At 41.7% G+C, this 19,683-nt stretch carries 13 protein-coding genes; 10 read left to right on the top strand and 3 right to left on the bottom strand.

Annotation, left to right across the window (positions count from 1 at the left end; genetic code table 11):
- Positions 1 to 327: 327 nt before the first annotated feature.
- Positions 328 to 1,194 carry an alpha/beta hydrolase gene (locus ACPUEN_RS01090; protein WP_425637993.1) on the top strand — a complete coding sequence of 289 codons (867 nt, stop codon included), beginning with the start codon at positions 328 to 330 and terminating at the stop codon, positions 1,192 to 1,194.
- 527 nt (positions 1,195 to 1,721) lie between these two features.
- Here the strand turns inward: ACPUEN_RS01090 and ACPUEN_RS01085 are convergent.
- From ACPUEN_RS01085 to ACPUEN_RS01075, 3 genes are all read right to left on the bottom strand, one after another.
- On the bottom strand, positions 1,722 to 2,978 hold the full coding sequence (locus ACPUEN_RS01085) for a DUF2254 domain-containing protein (protein ID WP_425637992.1): 1,257 nt from the start codon (positions 2,976 to 2,978) through the stop codon (positions 1,722 to 1,724).
- A 363-nt stretch (positions 2,979 to 3,341) separates the two neighbouring features.
- The gene (locus ACPUEN_RS01080) at positions 3,342 to 8,360 is read right to left on the bottom strand and encodes a C25 family cysteine peptidase (RefSeq protein WP_425637991.1); all 5,019 of its coding nucleotides are present in this window, start codon (positions 8,358 to 8,360) and stop codon (positions 3,342 to 3,344) included.
- Positions 8,357 to 9,490, bottom strand: coding sequence for a PorV/PorQ family protein (locus tag ACPUEN_RS01075; RefSeq protein ID WP_425637990.1), 1,134 nt, complete (start codon positions 9,488 to 9,490; stop codon positions 8,357 to 8,359). Before ACPUEN_RS01075 ends, ACPUEN_RS01080 begins: the two co-directional genes overlap by 4 nt.
- Before the next feature lie 576 nt (positions 9,491 to 10,066).
- Here ACPUEN_RS01075 and ACPUEN_RS01070 point away from each other — a divergent pair.
- From ACPUEN_RS01070 to ACPUEN_RS01030, 9 genes are all read left to right on the top strand, one after another.
- Positions 10,067 to 10,396, top strand: a complete 330-nt coding sequence (locus ACPUEN_RS01070) for a PadR family transcriptional regulator (protein WP_111612123.1) — start codon at positions 10,067 to 10,069, stop codon at positions 10,394 to 10,396.
- Between the two features lie 108 nt (positions 10,397 to 10,504).
- The gene (locus ACPUEN_RS01065; protein WP_425637989.1) at positions 10,505 to 12,499 is read left to right on the top strand and encodes a PspC domain-containing protein; all 1,995 of its coding nucleotides are present in this window, start codon (positions 10,505 to 10,507) and stop codon (positions 12,497 to 12,499) included.
- Positions 12,500 to 12,562: 63 nt separating this feature from the next.
- The gene (locus ACPUEN_RS01060; RefSeq protein ID WP_425637988.1) at positions 12,563 to 13,963 is read left to right on the top strand and encodes an MBL fold metallo-hydrolase RNA specificity domain-containing protein; all 1,401 of its coding nucleotides are present in this window, start codon (positions 12,563 to 12,565) and stop codon (positions 13,961 to 13,963) included.
- A 45-nt stretch (positions 13,964 to 14,008) separates the two neighbouring features.
- On the top strand, positions 14,009 to 14,476 hold the full coding sequence (locus ACPUEN_RS01055) for a carboxypeptidase regulatory-like domain-containing protein (protein WP_425637987.1): 468 nt from the start codon (positions 14,009 to 14,011) through the stop codon (positions 14,474 to 14,476).
- A gap of 612 nt (positions 14,477 to 15,088) precedes the next feature.
- Positions 15,089 to 15,658 (top strand): RNA polymerase sigma factor, encoded by a 570-nt coding sequence (locus ACPUEN_RS01050; protein ID WP_425637986.1) that lies wholly within the window; start codon positions 15,089 to 15,091, stop codon positions 15,656 to 15,658.
- Positions 15,651 to 16,454: a hypothetical protein gene (locus ACPUEN_RS01045; RefSeq protein WP_425637985.1), complete on the top strand. Its 804-nt coding sequence runs from the start codon at positions 15,651 to 15,653 to the stop codon at positions 16,452 to 16,454. Before ACPUEN_RS01050 ends, ACPUEN_RS01045 begins: the two co-directional genes overlap by 8 nt.
- Before the next feature lie 117 nt (positions 16,455 to 16,571).
- Positions 16,572 to 17,603 carry a hypothetical protein gene (locus ACPUEN_RS01040; protein ID WP_425637984.1) on the top strand — a complete coding sequence of 344 codons (1,032 nt, stop codon included), beginning with the start codon at positions 16,572 to 16,574 and terminating at the stop codon, positions 17,601 to 17,603.
- A 253-nt stretch (positions 17,604 to 17,856) separates the two neighbouring features.
- Positions 17,857 to 18,657, top strand: coding sequence for a hypothetical protein (locus ACPUEN_RS01035; RefSeq protein ID WP_425637983.1), 801 nt, complete (start codon positions 17,857 to 17,859; stop codon positions 18,655 to 18,657).
- A 12-nt stretch (positions 18,658 to 18,669) separates the two neighbouring features.
- Entirely contained in the window at positions 18,670 to 19,599 is a 930-nt protein-coding gene (locus ACPUEN_RS01030; RefSeq protein ID WP_425637982.1) for a DUF4097 family beta strand repeat-containing protein, read from the top strand.
- The last annotated feature ends 84 nt before the right edge of the window (positions 19,600 to 19,683 follow it).

Here is a 19,683-nt window from a genome sequence, read left to right as displayed (position 1 = left end):
TTATCGTGAGTATTGAAAAAGTTAAATTACGGTTTTAGCCCATGGCAAAAAAGTTGAGTTCTAGGCAAAAGATGGCTTAATGAAAATTAGATTGGATAGAAGCAGAGTGGGAAAATTACATCTAGCCAAAACCCTTGATAACGTTCAGTTGGGTTTTCTGCGTTTAGACTACACTTTATGGGGAATTGACCATTGGAAAATCTGCACGACCGCAAAAAAAGTAAGGATTTTTATAAATCCATCTTTATGGTAGATTAATGCATTGATAGATTCTTTGTCCAAAAAATCAAACAGCTACTCAACTCAAACCCAAATTCCCAAACCGATATGAAAAAATACACACTTGCTTTAGCCTTATGTTTACTGTTTTCAATTGTTGCTTTTGCACAAGACAGTAAGGTTTTTGACCAAATGACATTGCAGAGTAAAATACTCAATATGGAGCGCAAGTATGCGATCTATCTACCACCCGGATACGAGACTTCGCAGCGCTCCTACCCTGTCTTGTACCTCCTCCACGGAGCCGGAGATGATCAGACAGGTTGGGTACAATTTGGGGAGGTCCAATATATCGCTGACAAAGCCATCCTAGAAGGAAAATCCACCGCCATGATCATTGTCATGCCTGATGCCAATACCGGAAAGCGGGGCTACTTCAATGATGTCAACAACGAATGGAGATATGAAGATTTCTTTTTTGAGGAACTGATGCCTGAGGTAGAAAAAAAGTACCGAATCAAATCTGAGAAAAGGTATAGGGCAATAGCTGGATTGTCCATGGGAGGCGGTGGCACATTTTTCTATGCCATGCACCGCCCTGACTTGTTTTCTTCCGCCTGCCCTTTGAGTGCAGCATTGAGGAGTAGCACTTTTGAAGAATTCAATCAAGGTCTTCAAAACAGTAAAACCGAAGTAAAGAATACTAATGACCTCCAAGGCTATTATGACCGACATTCCGCACTAAGGCAAATCGAATTGAATGAATTGGAAGCAATGAAATCTGTCAAATGGTATTTTGATTGTGGGGATGATGACTTCCTTTATGAAGGAAATAGCATGGTACATATCGCAATGAAGAAAAAAGAAATTCCCCATGAGTTCAGAATAAGGGATGGCGCACATAATTGGACTTATTGGAGAGAATCCCTTCCTGAAGTGTTATCATTTGTATCAGATACCTTTCGTCAGAAATAGGTATGAGGTAGGTAAAGAAATGTCCTTGTAGAAGTAATTCGCATACCTTAAGAAATTGATAAGGATAGGAAGGTAGAATCGAACTTATAAAAATGCTTTGGTAAGGCATTTTAGCGTGAGGCCTACCTGTAGGGCAGGAAATCTACAGCTAGTGACAGCATCGCCAAGACCACGCTAAGACGGGAGGAATTACACCTTGCGGCTGCAAAACTTAGTCTACTCTAAGCGGGTATTCAAGTTCGTGATTATGACTGGGTGAAGTTTGCAACTTCACCCAAAAATCAAGATCAAGTTCAAATTGATAAGGAAAGAAAGGCGTAGACACAATCCAGACCTAGTGACCGTAATGCCTAGATTACTCTCAGTGGGGAAATGTTTTGGGATGAATAAATTAGACCTGTGGAGAAAAAGTCAAAAATGCGCCTGATCCAATGCAATAAATGTAGCTACGAGTAAAAGTCCTAATCATCCTTTTCAAAAACTCCTATGCCATCCCAAGACACCCTTTGGTCACTGTATGATTCTTTCTATTTGTTAAACAAGCACTCCCTTTCTAAGGTAATTAGGTCTTTTTTATAATCCATAGCTAGCGAAGCTCGATCAAAGGCATCTTTTGAAAATTCAATTGCAGCTGCTTTAATTTCAGGGTGATTTATGGTTGCTAGCGCGCTTAGTGTTTTTTGCAGACGTAACATAACTTCTAAATTATCTGCTCCATCTCTGGAAATTGGCCTAAATGCATCTTCGAAAAAATCCTGCATTCTAATCTGTAGCACTTCCACACGATTATATAATAGCTCATTTTCAGTTTTATTCTCAAGCTCGTCCTGCCATAGAAAAAAAAGTCTTTCATGACTCCCGAGTATTTGGATAGCAGTTCCCGGATCATTTATTCCAGGGGACAATGCCCTACTTGCAATCTCTGTCAAGGCAATTAATCCAAACCGGGGATCCTCATCGTATAACCGAGTCTGACCTATATGAATAGAGGCATGTACCTTTTGAGTAACCATATCCATATCTACCTCCTGACTCGAATGAATAAAAGCAGTTACGAAATTTTTATGAACAAACTTTCCTGGAAGGCAATTAAGTTGGATTTTAAGATCTAGCTCTAGGGCCAAATCCTGCAAAGTTTCTACGTCTATGTGTTGAATATAACCTACAGCTTCAGAACACACAGGTTTCCCGCTTGGAAATTTACCGGTTGTGGGCAGTGCATTGAGTAATGGGTTTTTAATGTAGCAGGAAAAGGATTTCATAGCAATATCCTCTATCTGCACAATGGTATTTTCCAATCTGCCTAACCTAGAAATTCTGTCCACCCATCGTAAGAATGTCAAAATGACTAGGGTAAATAGTACTAAGGTGATGAGGAAAAGAATAAAAATTCCTGCCTCTTCAAAATACCCATTGTCGATAGCCACTGTGGCTACAATGCTAAATATGAATGCTCCGATAAAAGTAGAAAGTGCATATTGTGACACATCATCTCTGACTACAACTTTAAATGACCTTGGAGTTGCTGTGCTACTTGCCGCCGAGAAAGCTGAAACCATCGACGCAACGGCAAATATGGATATCACCAACATACTGGCTGATAAAATATCCAATAGGCCTTTGATTGATTCAATTTTGATGATTGGAACTATGTCATTGAGGTTTGTCCCGTCTGCCATATGAGCTGCCAAAGCGACTGCAACTGAGATTAAAGAAAAGACAAAAGGTCTAAACCATAACTGCTCCCTAATTCTGTTTACAACAATAAAAATCTTCTTTTTCATATGTTTATAATTTGTCTTTTACAGGCCATATGGAATCTCGCAAGGCTTATAATCATCCAAAAGTGTGTGACGCGTTCGGCATGCTTGATTTCATGGCATTATTAATTTAGTAGTAGGCTAAGTAAAACAACTTCCCACCTGTGGACAGTCGTTTTCTGAACTATAATATGTCCTGTCAAGGAGGAATGCTCCAAATGAACTCCATCCCTAGTATGGGCTTAAACAAGGAAATTTGGATGTAGTTACAAACTCATACCTTTAAAATGGGCAAAAAAGAATACAGGTATAATTAAGCAAATCCCCTGTTTTTCTATTCATAAAATAAGGTTCATTACTTTCTCACTCCTATAATTTTTGAGAATATCACCTCAACAAATACATCTTCCCATAGCCCTTCCTAAATGCCTTGTCTCCGGCGGTAGGTCTGTGTTCCATAAACTGGCCGTTTTTGCGGACTAGGACTCGATAGATATAGACCCCGTTTGCAAGCTGATCACCAAACTCATCCTTGCCATCCCATGCGTATTCGGTCAGGTTATTCCCGATTCGGATTGGCCCAAGTTCATTCTGTAAAATCTCTCGTACAACTTTTCCAGTCACAGTCATGATCTGGATCTTGATCTCGTCTGGCACTTCCATCCCCGTCACCGTAAAGACAAAGCGAACCGAGGTACTGAAAGGATTTGGATAAGGATAGAAATTAGTGATCTGGGATTCGTTAATCACTTCAAAGGTGGTCTCATACGGTTCAGAGGAGTCCTCATTCGTGATTCTCAGCGTATAGATTCCATCTTCCAGCGGGCCTGGAATCAAAGAAACCTTGAAGTCCTCGTCTTCGGAAGCTGGCGTCCAAGTCAGGTTTGGATTTGAGAAGTTCACCCGCTTGAAGTCACAGGATTCACAGTTTTGCTTCAGGAACAGTTCCAGTCCGACGGTGTCTTTCTTATAAATCAGAGTTTGGTCATTTTTCAGCAAAGCTGTGATCAGCACATTTGGTGAGACTATATCCCCATCCATGATGTAGATTCCGTCAAAGTTCACATCCAGCAGTGCAGTGGAATTATCTCCCTCCACGATGAAGTAGGAACCTAGATCCACCTGATTGTTACGGAAAGTCTGCTCTCGCTGTATTCTAGGATTAGCAAAAATTTCCAGCTCATTCTCGCCTGCCTTTCCTATGGAATTGAATTCTATGGTAAAGTCAAATGCCTCCCCTGCTTTCAGTGCTGGGAATTTCTTGGAAAACTCCTCCAATTTCTTGCTTGTCAAGTTGGTCATTTTCCAATCCACCTGAATAGAATCCAGGAAGTTGTACTTGGAAATATTCTTGAATTGCAGTTCCAGCAAGCCCGTTTCTCCCTCGCGAAGATTCACTTGCTCCTTTGCTGATTTGAGAACCAAAACTCCCTCTGGAACTCCGGTATAGTTCACCTGCCATTTGTCTAGCTGAGCTGGAGCTGTAGACTCAGGGTCATTCATACTGTAGCGCAGTTTCAGATATGGATAAACATCCGTACTGATAAATGACAGATCCATTTCCCGGTCGTAGGTATTCCCTATCAAGAGATCTTCTTCTCCGTTTTCCTTCACTCCAATGATATCAAAGAAAGTTTTCTCTTCTTCATTGATCCAGTTTCTGGAATTCACATTTTGGAAGAAACGCTCCCAAGATGACGCAGGACCAACTCTCGGTGTCAAAATCATCCCTGAAGTCAGGTAACCCGAAAGCTCGGTATCAAAAGAAAGTGTCTGCTGGGAAGCCGGAACTTCCATGTTTTTGTTCCCTACGATCTCAATCGCTTCTCCAGGACGCATCCCTTTTCTACCGTAAAGAATATAAGGCTCGCCAGTTTTCAAAGCCCTCAGCGTAGCCTCGCTTGCTCCAAATTCCTTCAACTTTTCAAACGCAATATCTGGCCAAGCTTCAAAAGTGACATTGCCGACAGAGAAGATCACCACATAATCTCCTTCTTTTACATTATTCACATAGTCAACTAGCATCGTTTGCCCAGGCGTAGTAATCCATGAGTTTTGAATACTCTGAATCATCTGAGGTACTCTACCACAAGCTCTGGAATCCAGTATATCAAATCCCGGAACTGGAATCGCCAAGTATGGCATTAGACTTTTTTGCTCAAAAGCCACCAAGCCCAAGGAGCCATTCGGACAGAGACGGCTATTGGCATTGTTCACATTATCGATGATCTGCGGAATCTGATTTAAGTAGAATTGGGTGTTTCGGAATGATAGCGTATCCACTGCCGACCCGACCGTAAAGACCCCAATATCAGCTTGCTGATCCAAGTATTTCCAGCTTCGATCGGATTCTTTGAGCTCCAAATTGGTCAACTGATCCTCATCAAGCTGGAAAGTCGTGCGCTGAGTCCAGCCTTCAGGGCCGGATGGGATAAAAGAGAAACTGGAATTAGTCCAGGCATCCGTCTCCCCAGGTTTGGCTTCCTGAAATTTTGATCGCCAATAGAAAGTCGTGCTGTCCGAGAAAGCAGTCAACGGCAAAGGCATTTCTGCCAGACCTCTAGTGGTCACCCGAACTTCTTTGCGGTACGCGGAATTGAATGCTGCTGCAGTATCCAACTGAATGATGATGGTCCGGTCATCAATGATTTTGCCTGGCGCCTGCGCGACTAGCCTCGTCTCAGTTCCACTCACAATACCATACTCTAGAGGATAGAGATTGAGCGTGCCACTGAGTGGAATAAACTTGGTGTAGCTGACCGAATTATTGGCGAAGGTCATTTCCTCCACTTCCATTTTCGAATTTACCTCAATAGTAAAGGTATTTTCACCAGCTGAATTCCTGCCGATATTCGGAATAGTAAAATTGAGCGAATCAATTCTGGCGATGTAGGGGATTTTTATCGGGTCAAAGTTCTCGATAGTTCCATCGGGCAATCTTCTACTCACTTTATATTCTATGGAATCTGTATCGACTCTACCGATATTTCTCAGGACAAAACTCAAGTTCAAACTGTCTGAGAGCACGGAAATCGGCACCTCGTCAAAACTATCAAGAGAAACTTCCTCCAGTTTGACCGCATAATCAGCTTTGTCCGCAGGAAAAATCCGCACTCCTGGATCACCATAATTGATCATCTGCTCCATATGGGAATAAGAAAGAGGATCTGTTCCGTACTCATCAAGATAGGCAGTTTCAGCCTCCATTTTCACTTCACCCAGCGTGCGATAGATAAGTGTGCTGTCCGAAAAGGCCTTTTTGTAAAACATATCGGTATATCGACGCAGGTAGACATCCACCCCGATAGAGGAATTGGCCATAACTGAGATCCCTCCCTTCTCCGGCGTAATCACCCAATCCTCCCCTTGGGTGTAGCTATTTCCATTGGCGCTTCCATAGTCGCAACCATTAAAAAGCATGATCGGATATTTGCCTTTATTCTGATAATTCAGCGTGGGATCTGAGGCAAAACCTATTTCAATATCGATAACAGTCGGTGATCCATGGCCGAAAAACGTCAACATGGATCGGCCTTCATTCAGATCTCCTGTAATATCAATTACCTCAATGGTAGAATTGGACCGCTTGCGATAGGTGGTAACATTACCTCCCAAATAAAGCCCTTCGGCAATAGTTTTGAAGCCATTCATGAAATTAAAAAAGCGCTCCAGCTCAAACTCTGACACTCCGCCCGACAGGTGAATCAACTCCTTTTGCCAAGAATCCGAAATACCAACTTCATCTTTTTCAATCGCTTTGCTCAGGTAATCCGCCAAGTGCTGTGAATTTCTAGCCGGAATTCTACCCACTGCAAGAGCGGGAGCCAAAGGTTTGTCTGGGTCAAGTCCAACGGTGTACACATTATCCGAAAAAGGAAACCCTCCTGCAGGAACTAGATCACGAAAGCTAAAAGCCGAGGGATTGTTTCGGTAGAAATAAGTTACTCCACCTGCTCTTGCAGTAGAATAAACCGCTAAGGCTCTTCCTGCAAGAAGCATGTGCGTAGGCTTATGCACTGGATAATAGGATCTCAAAAACTCATAGATCGCAACGGGAGTATATTCTCCATAGGAAAACTGATTGTACAAATCCTCCATTTTCACAATGAGCGTATCAAAACCTCCTCCCGCAGGAGAAGCTCTGTGATCTGCATAGGCTTTGAGTGGATTGTCAAACTGCGTGCTCGGCTGCTCCAAGGCGGTATGACCAACCAAAATGTAATTGGCCGCTTGCGCTAAGTAATTCCTGAATTTGACCGGCTCCAGCCTAGCAATGGGGATGATATTTTCCTCATTTTGAACCCAAACTTTGCTGGAATCACTTGGAATAGAAGACCTGAAAGACAAGGTCTGCCCAGTTTTGCTGAGCTGTACTTTTTGAGGATTAATTGGATCCGCGATATCTATAGCTGAATAATTACCGGAAATTCCCGAGAGCTGGATTCTCTGATTTCCGGATGGGGAAATGAACAGCTTCGAAGCAAAATCACCGGAACTAACATTATTTCTATAAGTGATTTTGGCATAAGCCACAGAAATATTATCGGCAGATTCCGGTCCTGCCGAATTCACGCCAATGACTATACTCCCGTCGGAATTGAAGTCAGTCATGGCTAGGTCAAGCGTAACCTGCGGAGACTCGAACTGAACACTGGAAATTGTACCAACCAGTCGTTGATTTGTCGGGGTAGGTCCAGCCAAAATTCTAGTGGTGTGAGGATTGAAAGACCTTCCTACCAAACCGATTTCAAGCTTGGCGGTTCCAGCGCCCATCACTCCCAGCTCATTTAGTGTGAGTTGTCGGGTGCTCCCTTTTGTGATAATGCCAGACATCCATCCCTGTCCTTGATCGAACTTTGATAACCTAAAACCCAGTGCATATCCCACTCCCAGCGAGTACTGCTCACCTATCGCCAGCAATTTCTCTGAGGAATAGCTTGTGGCTGCCGGCAAAGCAACCTCAGGTGCAGATCGTAGAACCATCCGCTTTCCATTTTGTCCGGTGGTAACAGTTAGGAAAAAAGCAGTGGAGTCAGAATTCGTATTGAAGTATGGATTTGGGATCTTTTCAAAGTCTGTGTACAGCAATTTATCAAGGGTACCATCGTTTCGTTGCCCAAAGAAATCTATGTAATCGTCCCCGTCAAACCTCCCGTCATTTTCTCCTTCTATATGAATCGCAACTTCTTGTCCCCTATGATAAAGACGGATATTTCTTGGGTCTAAACCGGTGAGATTGATCCCCGAACTATTTAAGGAGGAAGCAGAGATCCGGTGAATGCCATCCGAGCCAGTTGGAATTTTATAGTACGTTTGATCGTAATTGTACCAAACCGGCTCCTGAGCTATAGCTAGGTTGGAAAGCATTAGAACTGCCAGAAAAACGAAAGTGAGTTTCTTTATCATTTGTCTGTCCAGCTTTTAAATTTCCTGAAATCAGGATCCAATTTCTCCAAACTTACTTTCACACTAAATACATGGGAATAAGGTGTCTCCGATACATTTCCAATATCTGAAAGGGCATAATCGATCTGAAATCGCTCACTAATAAAAATCCCAATCCCCATACTTGGCTGCATATTCAGGCTTTCATTTCCTTGGAAATCCTTGATGTATTGAAAGTTGCCAACACCTGCGCGCAAGAAAGCGATGTTTTGAAAACCTGCTTCTAATCCAAACCTGGGGTCTATGCTTAGCAAAGGAGTGCTGATCATCGTATTTCTCTCCCCATCAAATGTCATATCCAAGTCCAGTGTCGTCAGTAAATTGAATTTGCTCCCAAATTCAAATGTGTAAGCTACAGAGGAGATTGCCCTTGGCAAGGTCAGCTCCACAGAATTCACAGGTATTTCATTATCAGTCTGGGCGTAGATTTCGCGCACTAATTCTGCATTGTGCGACCAGGCATTGAAAGTCGTCGCAATATCACGTACCATTAAGCCTAGCGTTAGCTTGTCTTTTACATAGATTCCACCCACATCCACACCAAAACCCCAAGCCTGAGCGAATTTGCCAACATTCCTGTGAATGATTTTGGCATTCATACCAACTTTGAATTTATCCGATAGGTCTCGGGCATAGCTCAGTAGCATGGCATAATCTGCCGCATTGAAAAACTGAATGTTATTGTAATTCAAAGCCCCATTGGCATCGTACAGAAATCTGGTATCGGGAATATCATCCACTCCGAAGCGGATAAGAGAAACAGCAACTTGGCTTTTATCCTTTATTGGTGTGGTAAAACTCAGGTAATCATATTGAGCCACTCCAGCAAAGTATTCTGAGTGCATTAAGCTGAATTCGTATTTGTGCTGAACTCCCATCAGAGCAGCCGGATTCCAATAAGCTGCCGTCACATCTCGGACTGCTGAAACTTGGGCACCGCCCATTCCAAGTGCTCTTGCCCCCACTCCTATGCTAAGAAATTCATTGGAATACTTGGGCGTCAAATCTTGCGAAAAAACACGTGTATTCCCCGCCACTAGGAGGAATAAGAGAAAGGAATAAAAAACTGAAGTTGCTTTGCTAAAATTCACCTTTCAAAATAAACCAAATAATCAGTCCAATGGTAACTCAGGTAAAAAATAATGAAATAATGCCACTATAATTATCTCCAGTGATGCCAACAAGCTTACATTCTTTTCTTATTTAGCTGGAAGACCGAAGCAGCCTCAATGCTAGGATTAACCATATAATTAAGTCAGAATTATACCGATCGTGCCCTTGGCACTCTGGGGAATCTTAATTGACTTCTTTATCCAGAATAAAATTCTGGGTCAAAGACACGATCTGTAATCAATTTATTTCTCCCTGATTCCTGTTCACCTGTCCGCCCGCGTACATAAACATGTTCAGAAATTTAACATTTTATTAAAGTTGAAAAGACTATAATTTTTTAAAAAACTTTTTCTACTGCAGGATCAAAAAATCACAAACATCGATCTCAGCGAATTAAGAGCACTTTTTTAGCTATTTCCTTATACCTACTACCTGTTTATGGCAAGGAATTAGGTTATACAAGGTAGCTTGGAAAAGATTGGTATAATTTTTCTTTAACAAGAAGAGACGGGAATATGTATTTCCCGCATCATTGACACTTAATCACCTTAACAATGAATGTCGCCAACACACAGATTCAAATGCGCAAAGGACTCTTAGAGTTTTGCGTGTTGCATATCATCTCTCGAGGCGAGGTTTATACTTCAGATCTGATCGAAGAGCTGACCCAAGCTCAAATGATTGTAGTAGAAGGCACACTATACCCACTACTCAATAGACTGAAGTCTGCCTCCTTGGTAGAATATCGCTGGGTTGAGTCCGAATCTGGACCTCCTCGGAAATACTACTCCATCACAGAAGAAGGAAAAGCCTTTCTGGGCACACTCTCCAACACCTGGGATTCACTAGTCAATTCCACCCTTCTTATCACCTCAAAGAATTGATCATGAAACCGAGCATTTCCCAAGACACACAATTAGGAAAGATCATCCGTAATGCGAGATTCCTCCCGATAGCTATCGGGATGACCAATGAAAGAAAATTATAAACAGATGAAAAAGACTATAAGTATAAACATCAGTGGGATTCTTTTCCACATCGAGGAAGACGGCTACGACACGCTCCGAAAGTACCTGGATGCGATCAACCAGCACTTTTCTTCCTATAAAGACAACCACGAGATTATCTCTGATATTGAAAATAGAATTGCAGAAATTTTTCTTAGCAATCTGAAAAACAATAAGCAGGTAATCTCTGCCGAAAACGTAGATAAACTTATCGAGAAGATGGGTACCATAGCTGATTTTGCCTCTGTAGAAGAGGAAAAAGTTGACTATGACCACGAAAAAGAAAGCACCGCTAAGGACCAGGATTTCTACAAGTTTGTCACACCTCCGGATTCTGAGAGAAAAGGGTATAAAAAATTAATGCGCTTGGAAAACAGAAAAATCCTTGGTGGTGTATGTGCCGGAGTGGCTCATTATTTTACTATTGATCCACTTTGGACGAGGCTGATCTCTATCCTGTTGCTTTTCTCTGGCAACCTGCGTTTCAATTTTGGCTTCTTGGATATCTGGCCATTTGATGACTTCAGGTTGAACCTTAGCTTTGGGATCTTTGCAGCCATCGCATACATCGTTCTTTGGATTATTCTTCCTGTTTCCTATGAAATAGAAGAGGATAAAAACATCAAGAAACTCTACAGAAATCCCGATGATAAGGTAATCGGTGGTGTAGCAAGTGGATTGGCGGCATACTTCGGGATAGAAGTGGTGTATACCCGATTGGCATTGGCCTTTTTGATCTTGGCCGGCGGATCTGGATTCTTAATCTATCTTATTCTATGGATTATCACCCCAGTGGCCAGTTCAATCACAGAGCGTATCCGAATGAAAGGTGGGGAAATCACCTTGGATAATATTGATTCGACCTTGAAGGAAAATATAAACCCTATTCCGAAAGCACCAGAGTCAAGAACTAGACAAATCCTGCTTACTCCATTCAGGATAATAGGTCAAATCATAGAAGCAATTGGATCAGCCTTGGGGCCATTGGGAAGATTCTTCCTGAATGTGATCCGAGTGATCTTCGGTCTCTTTGTTTTCTTCTTAGGGTTAGGCTTGACTATCACTCCGATCTTTACGGTTGCAGTTTACTTGGGAATATTCACCAATGATGACTACCGCGTGCTGATGGATAATTTCCCAATCGAGCTTTTCTCCAATCTGATTCCAATTTGGCTTGTGATCGGAGCATCGTTCCTGATGATCATTCCAGGCATCATCATCATCCTTCTAGGCTTAAGTGTTTTGATGCAAAAGAACCTGATAGGCTCAAGATTTGGATTTGTAGCACTTGGATTATGGTTGCTATGTGTAGGAATTTGTGCCTTCCAAATCCCATTGATCGTAGCACAATTCAAAGAAGAAAACTGGCATAAAATCGAAAATACAGTGCCCGTAACTGAAGGAATCATGATTCTGCGACTTAACCCTATCGGCGAAGAATCTACTTTCAACAATGTAAATCTGAAAATCGAAGGGACTGCTGATAGTACTGTTACTCTTCGAGAGGATTTCTTTGCCAGAGGCAAGACAAAAGCAGAGGCTATGGACAATGCCAAAATGATCACCTACAACTATACGGTGCTTGACTCTATTGTCACCTTCAATGAAGGCTATGACATTTCCAACTTGGATAAGTTCAGAGATCAACAATTGAATCTTTACTTAGAAGTACCTTATGACAAACCATTTATCATGGATCGTTCTCTTCTCGAAATCCTAAGTAATACTATCAATAGAAATGGGTATAGAAATAATGATCTTTCTCAAAATACCATCTGGGCATTTAACGAGCAGGGCTTGGTTTGCCTGACTTGCAAAAAGGAGAAAGAACTGGACGATAATGAAGAATCTGAAGGAGTAAACTTTGAAGTAGAAGAACCTGATACGGGAGAATTTAACCGTGCTGAGCTGGATAGTATCAGTAGAGCAAAATTTAATCAGTCTAAGGCTCCAGTAGACAGCTCATCAGTAATTGACTAATTAAAAAGGCATCCACTTGGGTGCCTTTTATTTTTGTATCTTTTGGTTTAAACACAAAAGATCATGGATGTAAGCGTAAAATTTTTAGGCGGAGCAGGCACAGTCACTGGCTCCAGGTATTTGTTGGATCTGGGAGATTTTGAATTCCTAGTTGATTGTGGACTCTTTCAAGGCAGAAAAGAACTTCGGCGCAGAAACTGGGACAAATTTCCCATGCCACCAAAAGACATGGAAGCTATTGTGCTTACTCATGCACACATGGATCACATCGGTTGCTTGCCAAAATTGGTGAAAGATGGTTTTAGAGGACCAATTTATTGCACCACTGCGACGGCTGAGCTAGCGAAGATCCTACTGCTAGATTCTGGGAAACTTCAGGAAGAAGAAGCAGAATACGCCAAAAAGAAGGGTTATTCAAGTCATGAAAACCCGGAGCCACTTTATACAGTAGAAGATGCAGAAGCCGTTTTTCCACTGCTCGTTCCAAAAGATTTCAAAAAGCCTTTTTCCATACACCCATCTGTGGAAGTGACCTATTACCATGCAGGGCATATTTTGGGAGCTGCTATTGTAAAGATTGTGATCAAAGGAGATAAGCAAACCAAAAAATTGGTATTCTCAGGAGATTTGGGAAGGTATCACGATCCCATTCTTTACCCTCCTACACTGATCCCTGAAGCAGATGTAGTTTGGATAGAATCCACTTATGGTGACCGCATTTCTACTCCTATAAAGCCAGAAGAAGAACTCGCCAGAGCAATTAATGACGTTTTCGACCGAGATGGTCTGGTGATTATCCCAGCATTTGCGGTAGGAAGGACGCAGCTGGTGATGTACTTTTTGTATCAGTTGGTGAAAAAGGGAAAAATACCTAATGTGCCTATTTACCTTGATTCACCCATGGCCATCAATGTATCCACGCTTTACAAAGATTTTCACCAAGATCACCAATTGATTGGGGTGTTAGATGATAATGATCAGCATCCATTCCAACATTCGCAGTTGCACTATTTTAGAAAGCAGGAGCAATCCCGTACACTCAATGAGCTCAAAGGAAAGGCAATCATCATCTCCGCAAGCGGTATGGCAACAGGTGGCCGAGTACTTCACCACTTATTCCACCACCTTCCAAATGAAAAGAATGGAGTTGTTTTCGTAGGCTATCAGGCAGAAGGAACTCGCGGAAGACGTTTGGTCGATGGTGAGCCAGAGGTAAGAATATATGGACAAGAGGTCCCTGTTAAAGCTAAAATCTATAGCGTGGAAGGACTTTCTGCACATGCAGATCAAAATGAGTTGATGGAATGGGCTGAGGGATTCGGTGAAAAGCCAAAACTTGCATTTATCGTTCATGGTGAAGAGAGTAGCGCAGGTGTGTTAGCGCATAAACTTAAAGATGAACTAGGCTGGAATACCATCATCCCAAATTATTTGGAATCATTTATGCTGTTTGAGGAAATATAAAACATAGGAGATTTACTCCGCTTGAATTTATAATTCCATCTACTCATGAACCAACTACTTAGAATTCTGATCGCTTTTGCATTTACATCTATCTTTTTCCAATGTGCACCCTATCAACCCGAAGGTCAGGGCGTGGTAGGTCAGGTAACTTGGCTTGAAGGCAATCAAATGCCTATGGTGCTGGAGGAAGAAAAGAAAGCGAAGGATACCAATACAGGAAACCCTGTAAAAAGAACAGTACGGGTTTATCCATTAATTAAAATCTCTGATGTAACCTTGGAAAATGGCTTGTTCCAGTCGGTTGCAGCCAAGCCAATAACCGAATTCGAAACCGACGAAAACGGCAGGTATTCTATCAACCTAAGCCCAGGCAGATACTCCATTCTTACTGTAGAAGAGGAAGGCCTTTTCGCCAGCATTTTTGATGGAGATGGAAATATTCAGCCAGTCACAGTGAAAGAAAACGAATGGACGCTACTTGATATCGTGGTGAATTATAAGGCAGCTTATTAATTAATATTATAATCCGCGACTTTGTTCCGTAGGTTAAAATGAAGCCATTGAACGGGGGATAATCGTCGACAGTCCATAGTCGACAGTCCACAGCACGTAAAATAGCACCTCGAAACTTTTATTATTTGGCTAAACTGTAGGAATGAGGCCGTTTCAGCCTGTCCCGACTTGACGGGAGTCATTCGGCATCGGTATTCCAGCCAATAAAGCAAGGAAAATATGGCGACAGGCATCATGCAGATAATCATATAATTTAATGATCCTGAAGGGATCAAACCATAAATAACCATGGGTGCACCCCTTGGAATTAAGAACAAAACTCAGGTCAAAACCCTGAAAGGGTTGAACCTGACGGATTATCCAAATAAGGACTTGTCTTGCTAAAATAAAACAGCAAGGCAAGTCCTTTTCTTTTAAATCCTTACATTCGATAAAATAAAAATCAAAGAAAAACGTATCGTTTTAAAAATACATAAGCAACTTATTTTAAGGAGATTACAAATAAAAGGGAACAATATAAAACTCAGTAAGCAAAAAATATTAACTTTTTTTCACCAACCCACGCAACCATTTTTTCAATACGGGCATCTACCTAATTGAAAGCTAATTCAAATGTTCAGCAGAGTCAATTTTTCAAACGAATCAGATTTATTACAAGGATGTCTCAAAGGAGACAGAATGGCGCAGCGCCACCTGTATGATCTGTACTCGGGAAAATTCTTGGCCATCTGCATCCGATATCTAAAAGACCGGGAACATGCCGAAGATGTGATGATCGAAGGCTTTATGAAAATCTTTGAAAAACTACCTCAATTTCAGTCAAAGGGGAGCTTCGAAGGTTGGATGAAAAGGATCATCGTCACTCAAGCTCTCATGACGTTGAGAAGTCATCGTCATCTTATGATGGAGGTCAATATGGAAAATGAGACTGAATATCAGGATCACAATTACGAGCTCAATCACATGGAAACTGAAGATTTGATGAGAATGGTAGAAAGCCTCCCGGTAGGATATCGGACAGTTTTCAACCTCTACGCAATCGAAGGTTTCTCGCACCAGGAGATAGGAGATCTTTTGGGAATCACAGAAAGCACTTCAAAGTCTCAGCTCAATAGGGCAAGAAATACTTTGAAAGAAAAAATTGCCAGTCAAACACCAAAAGAAAGGAGAATCAATGGCTAAGGAAAAAAATAATCTGGATCAGTTTTTCAAAGAAAAACTGGAAAATCATACAGAAAGACCAAGCAAACTAGCCTGGGAAAGATTAGAATCTCAGTTGCCTCAGAAGTCCAAGTCCTATAAGGGGATCTGGTGGGCAGCCGCAGCTTCACTTACGCTCCTATTCACTGTTGGTTACTTGGTGTTACGAGAAGGTGATGTGTCTATAGAAAAGTCAATGCTTGCTGACAACACCACAGAAGAAGTAATTGATACTCCAACTCAAATAGAAGTCATAACACCTGAAGAATCAGAGAAAACGCAAAACGAAATTGAAAATCAGCAGGCTGCTGAGGAATTGAATACTAAACCAACTACTACCACAAAATCGAACTCCAAGCCTGCTGATGCTTCTTCAAACACACAAAAACCTCAGAATACAATTCCTCAAAATCTAGTCGCGATGAACGAGGTAAAAGAGGAACCAAAGCAAGAAATAGTAGAGAATGTAAAAGCTCCTAAATTAGAAGTAGAGACCCCAAATTTCACAGAAGCTGAACTTCCTGCATTGAAACTGGAAAAAACTGTGGCAGACGCAAATGAGGCTGCCGTGGAAGAACCAACTTATCGGGTTAAAATCTACTCCAGTGGACTGACTGAAGAACCAAAAGATAAAAACCTAATCGCCGAAATAGGCAAAACTGTCAACGAAGTAGAGGACTTGTTGGGCAAAGTAGATCAGGGGTTTGCAGACCTGCAGGATGCAAAAAACAATCTCTTCGCTTCCATCACAACCCGAAAATCAAAAGCAGAAAGGTAAACTTTACCAACTCACATAATTCGAAACTCAACATTAAATTGGACATGATCCATGCATCAATCGGAGACCTTTTGCCCGAAATGCAGGATGCCATTTGATAGAAAACTCTAGATACCAATGAAAAAATACCTTCTATTATTTTGTTTGATGGCCATCGTGCAACTAGGCTTTGCCGGAACCATGCCATCGGTAGACCACAGTGTCCTGAGTGACAGCGTGGTGGTAGAATTCGGAAAATCCGGTAGAATAGTAATTACCGTGAATAGCAAAGAGGATTTTGAAAAGCTAAAACTGATGAACATCAATCAGATCATCCGTGAGCTTGACCTGGAAGAAAATTTAGATACTGGGGAAACAACCATCGTTGAAATCAAGAAAAAAGATGGTACATCCAAGCAGGTCGTAAAGGTGACCGAAGATGGAGCGGAGACAGAAGTATATATTGGAAATATGCGTCTTCTCGTGGATGAAACAGGAGAAAACACCAAAGTTCGCTTTGAACCAGGTCTAAAAAGAAAAAGTGATCCTCCATTTAGAACCTATTTCAACCTTGATCTAGGAGTAAACAACTACCTGGAAGATGGCAAATTCCCTACTTCAGATAAGCCATACGCTGTAAAAGGCTGGGGATCTTGGAATGTTGGACTCAACTGGATGGCTGCGCAACGTATCTCCAAAGGATTCTATTGGGACTTTGGCTTAGGGTTTCAGTTCTACAACTTCAAGTTTGAAAACAGGGATTTCCAAGCGATACGCGGAGATGAATCCATAGACTTTATCAAACGTACTGACGTGGATGGATTCAAAAGTAAGATCTCTGCTTCTTACATCACTGCCATGACGATGCTCGAGCTGGATTTTGGCAAGATGAATGACAATGGTCGCCGTGGAGTAAGAATTGCCGCAGGACCTTATGTTGGCTACAGGCTAGGAGGCCAATCCAAATATGTATACAATGAGTTAGGTGGATCCGGTCGCAAAAAAGACAAGCAGGATACCGGGCTATATCTTCAAAATTTCAGATATGGTATCCGTGGAGAACTTGGAATCGGAAGAGTTAAATTCTTCACCACTTACGATCTAAATGAGTTGTTCCAGGATGACAAAGGACCGGCTCTCAACCCTATCACATTTGGAATAGTATTTTGAGTCTCTTTGAGTCTTAAATATTCTACGAACAAACAAAAAGGGGGATGACAGAAGTTTATTCTGGAACCATAAACGTAGTCACCTTGAGCACTTGAGAGACGAGAGTCTCGAAGTCGAAAGGTCTTCGACTCCGCTCAGACAGACCCGTTTTCCGAGTCCTTCAAAAAATCTACCATTGTCAGCGCAGTTGAAATGGGCCTAGACTGTACTCAGTCTGACACTTTATAAAAGAGTTTTTCAAACCTACTTCATTATGAAAACTACACTACTACCACTATTATTTCTGGTTCTCTCCTTAAGCCAGGCTTTTGCTCAGGGCAAAGCAGACACGGTGATCTACACCAAGACTAAGGTGATCAAAGTATTTGGAAACACTTGGTCATACAAGCAAAAAGAAGACGGTAAATGGATTCTGGATGTTCAAGAAAACGATGAAGTGAAGATTTCAGAACTTCAAAAAATGAGAAAATTCAGTGTTGGTATAGACACAGAACTTGGGATCAATCAAGTAGCTCCTACTGACCAAATGCCAACTGTGAAACCATGGGGATCTTGGTATTATGCGATCAATTTAATGGGAATAACTAAAGTTTCTAAAAACTTTCATATCAACACTTCACTTGGCGTTAACTGGTATAATTTCAAACTAGAGGACAGAAATCTGATTGCTGTGAAAAACCCAGAGGGAATAGTTTGGGAAGAATTTGCAGGACCAGGTACAGGCACAAAATCCAAAATCTCAGCTTCCTACCTGAATTTCACTTTGGTCCCTACTATTCTCACCAATAACCAAAAACTTCGACTTGGTCTGGGCGGCTATGCAGGCGTGAGAATCGGTGGACGAGGCAAATTTGTCTATGATGATGAAAATGGCAAAAAGCAAAAGCAGTTTGAAAAGTCGAACATGTACGTAGAGAACTTCCGCTATGGCGCTCGTGCTGAGATCGGAGTCAGTGATGTCACATTATTCTTTAACTACGATTTAAATAACCTTTTCCAAGAAAACTTAGGCCCTGAAGTGCAGGCAATCAGCTTCGGAGTCACTATCAGATAAACAACCAGAACTATGAACAGACTATTCAAATTTTCGAGCTTGGCCTTAGCCATGATACTGATCTCAGTGGTCAGCTTTGCACAAAAAATATTGGTAGACGCCAATAAGAATTACTCCAACATCAAGGCTATAGAAGTCAGTGGTGGCTGGCTGGACGTCTCTTTCGTTGGAGGATCAAATTCAGATGTGAATGTGGAAGCATTTCTGGAATCTTCAAACGAAAATCAGGACATCATTTTTGTCACAGTGGGCGATGTATTAAAGATCTCTTATGAGCAAAGCTCAAACAATTCATCTTGGAGCAACAACCGAAACAAAGGCTACATCAAAATCACTGGTCCAATGAATATAGACCTGGATATGAGAAACTCCTCAGGAACCATCACGGTGGACAAGGTGGTTGGAGATAAAACAAACCTAAGAGTATCTTCAGGGAAAATCACAGCGACAAATATCTCTGGAGATCTCGCCATAAAAGCTAGTTCTGGCTCTCTCTATATAGACAAAGTATCGGGAGATATTGAAGCAGGTGTAACTTCGGGAAATGCAGATATTAACAATGTAGGCGGCAGTGTTGACTACCAATCAACCAGTGGTTCTTTGACTGCAGATCGAGTAAAAGGTCAGTTAAGTGTTGCCCTTACCTCAGGAAATGCAAAATTGAGCAACATAGGTTCTTTAGGCTCAATGAAATTCACCTCTGGAAATATCCGTGCTACAAATGCAGGTTTGAGTGGAAGAACCAATCTCAGTGGAACCTCCGGAAATTTCAAAATCCAAACATCTTCTGATTTGAAAAAATACAATTTCTCATTACGAGCTTCCTCTGGAAATCTTAGAGTAGGTGGAATCAATACTGGTAAAAATCTAGAAATCGACAATGATGCCTCTGACTGGGTAAAAGGATCCATCTCCTCAGGAAATATCTCAATAGAAAATTAATTAGCTATAATGATCCGAAAAGGCCAATCCACATGGGTTGGCTTTTTTTTGTGTTTTTTTTAAACCACAGGGGCAAGGAGGAGT

The sequence above is a fragment of the Algoriphagus yeomjeoni genome (genome assembly GCF_049821175.1).
Taxonomy (GTDB): Bacteria; Bacteroidota; Bacteroidia; order Cytophagales; family Cyclobacteriaceae; genus Algoriphagus; species Algoriphagus yeomjeoni_A.
This window is presented reverse-complemented; position numbering and strand designations above follow the sequence as displayed.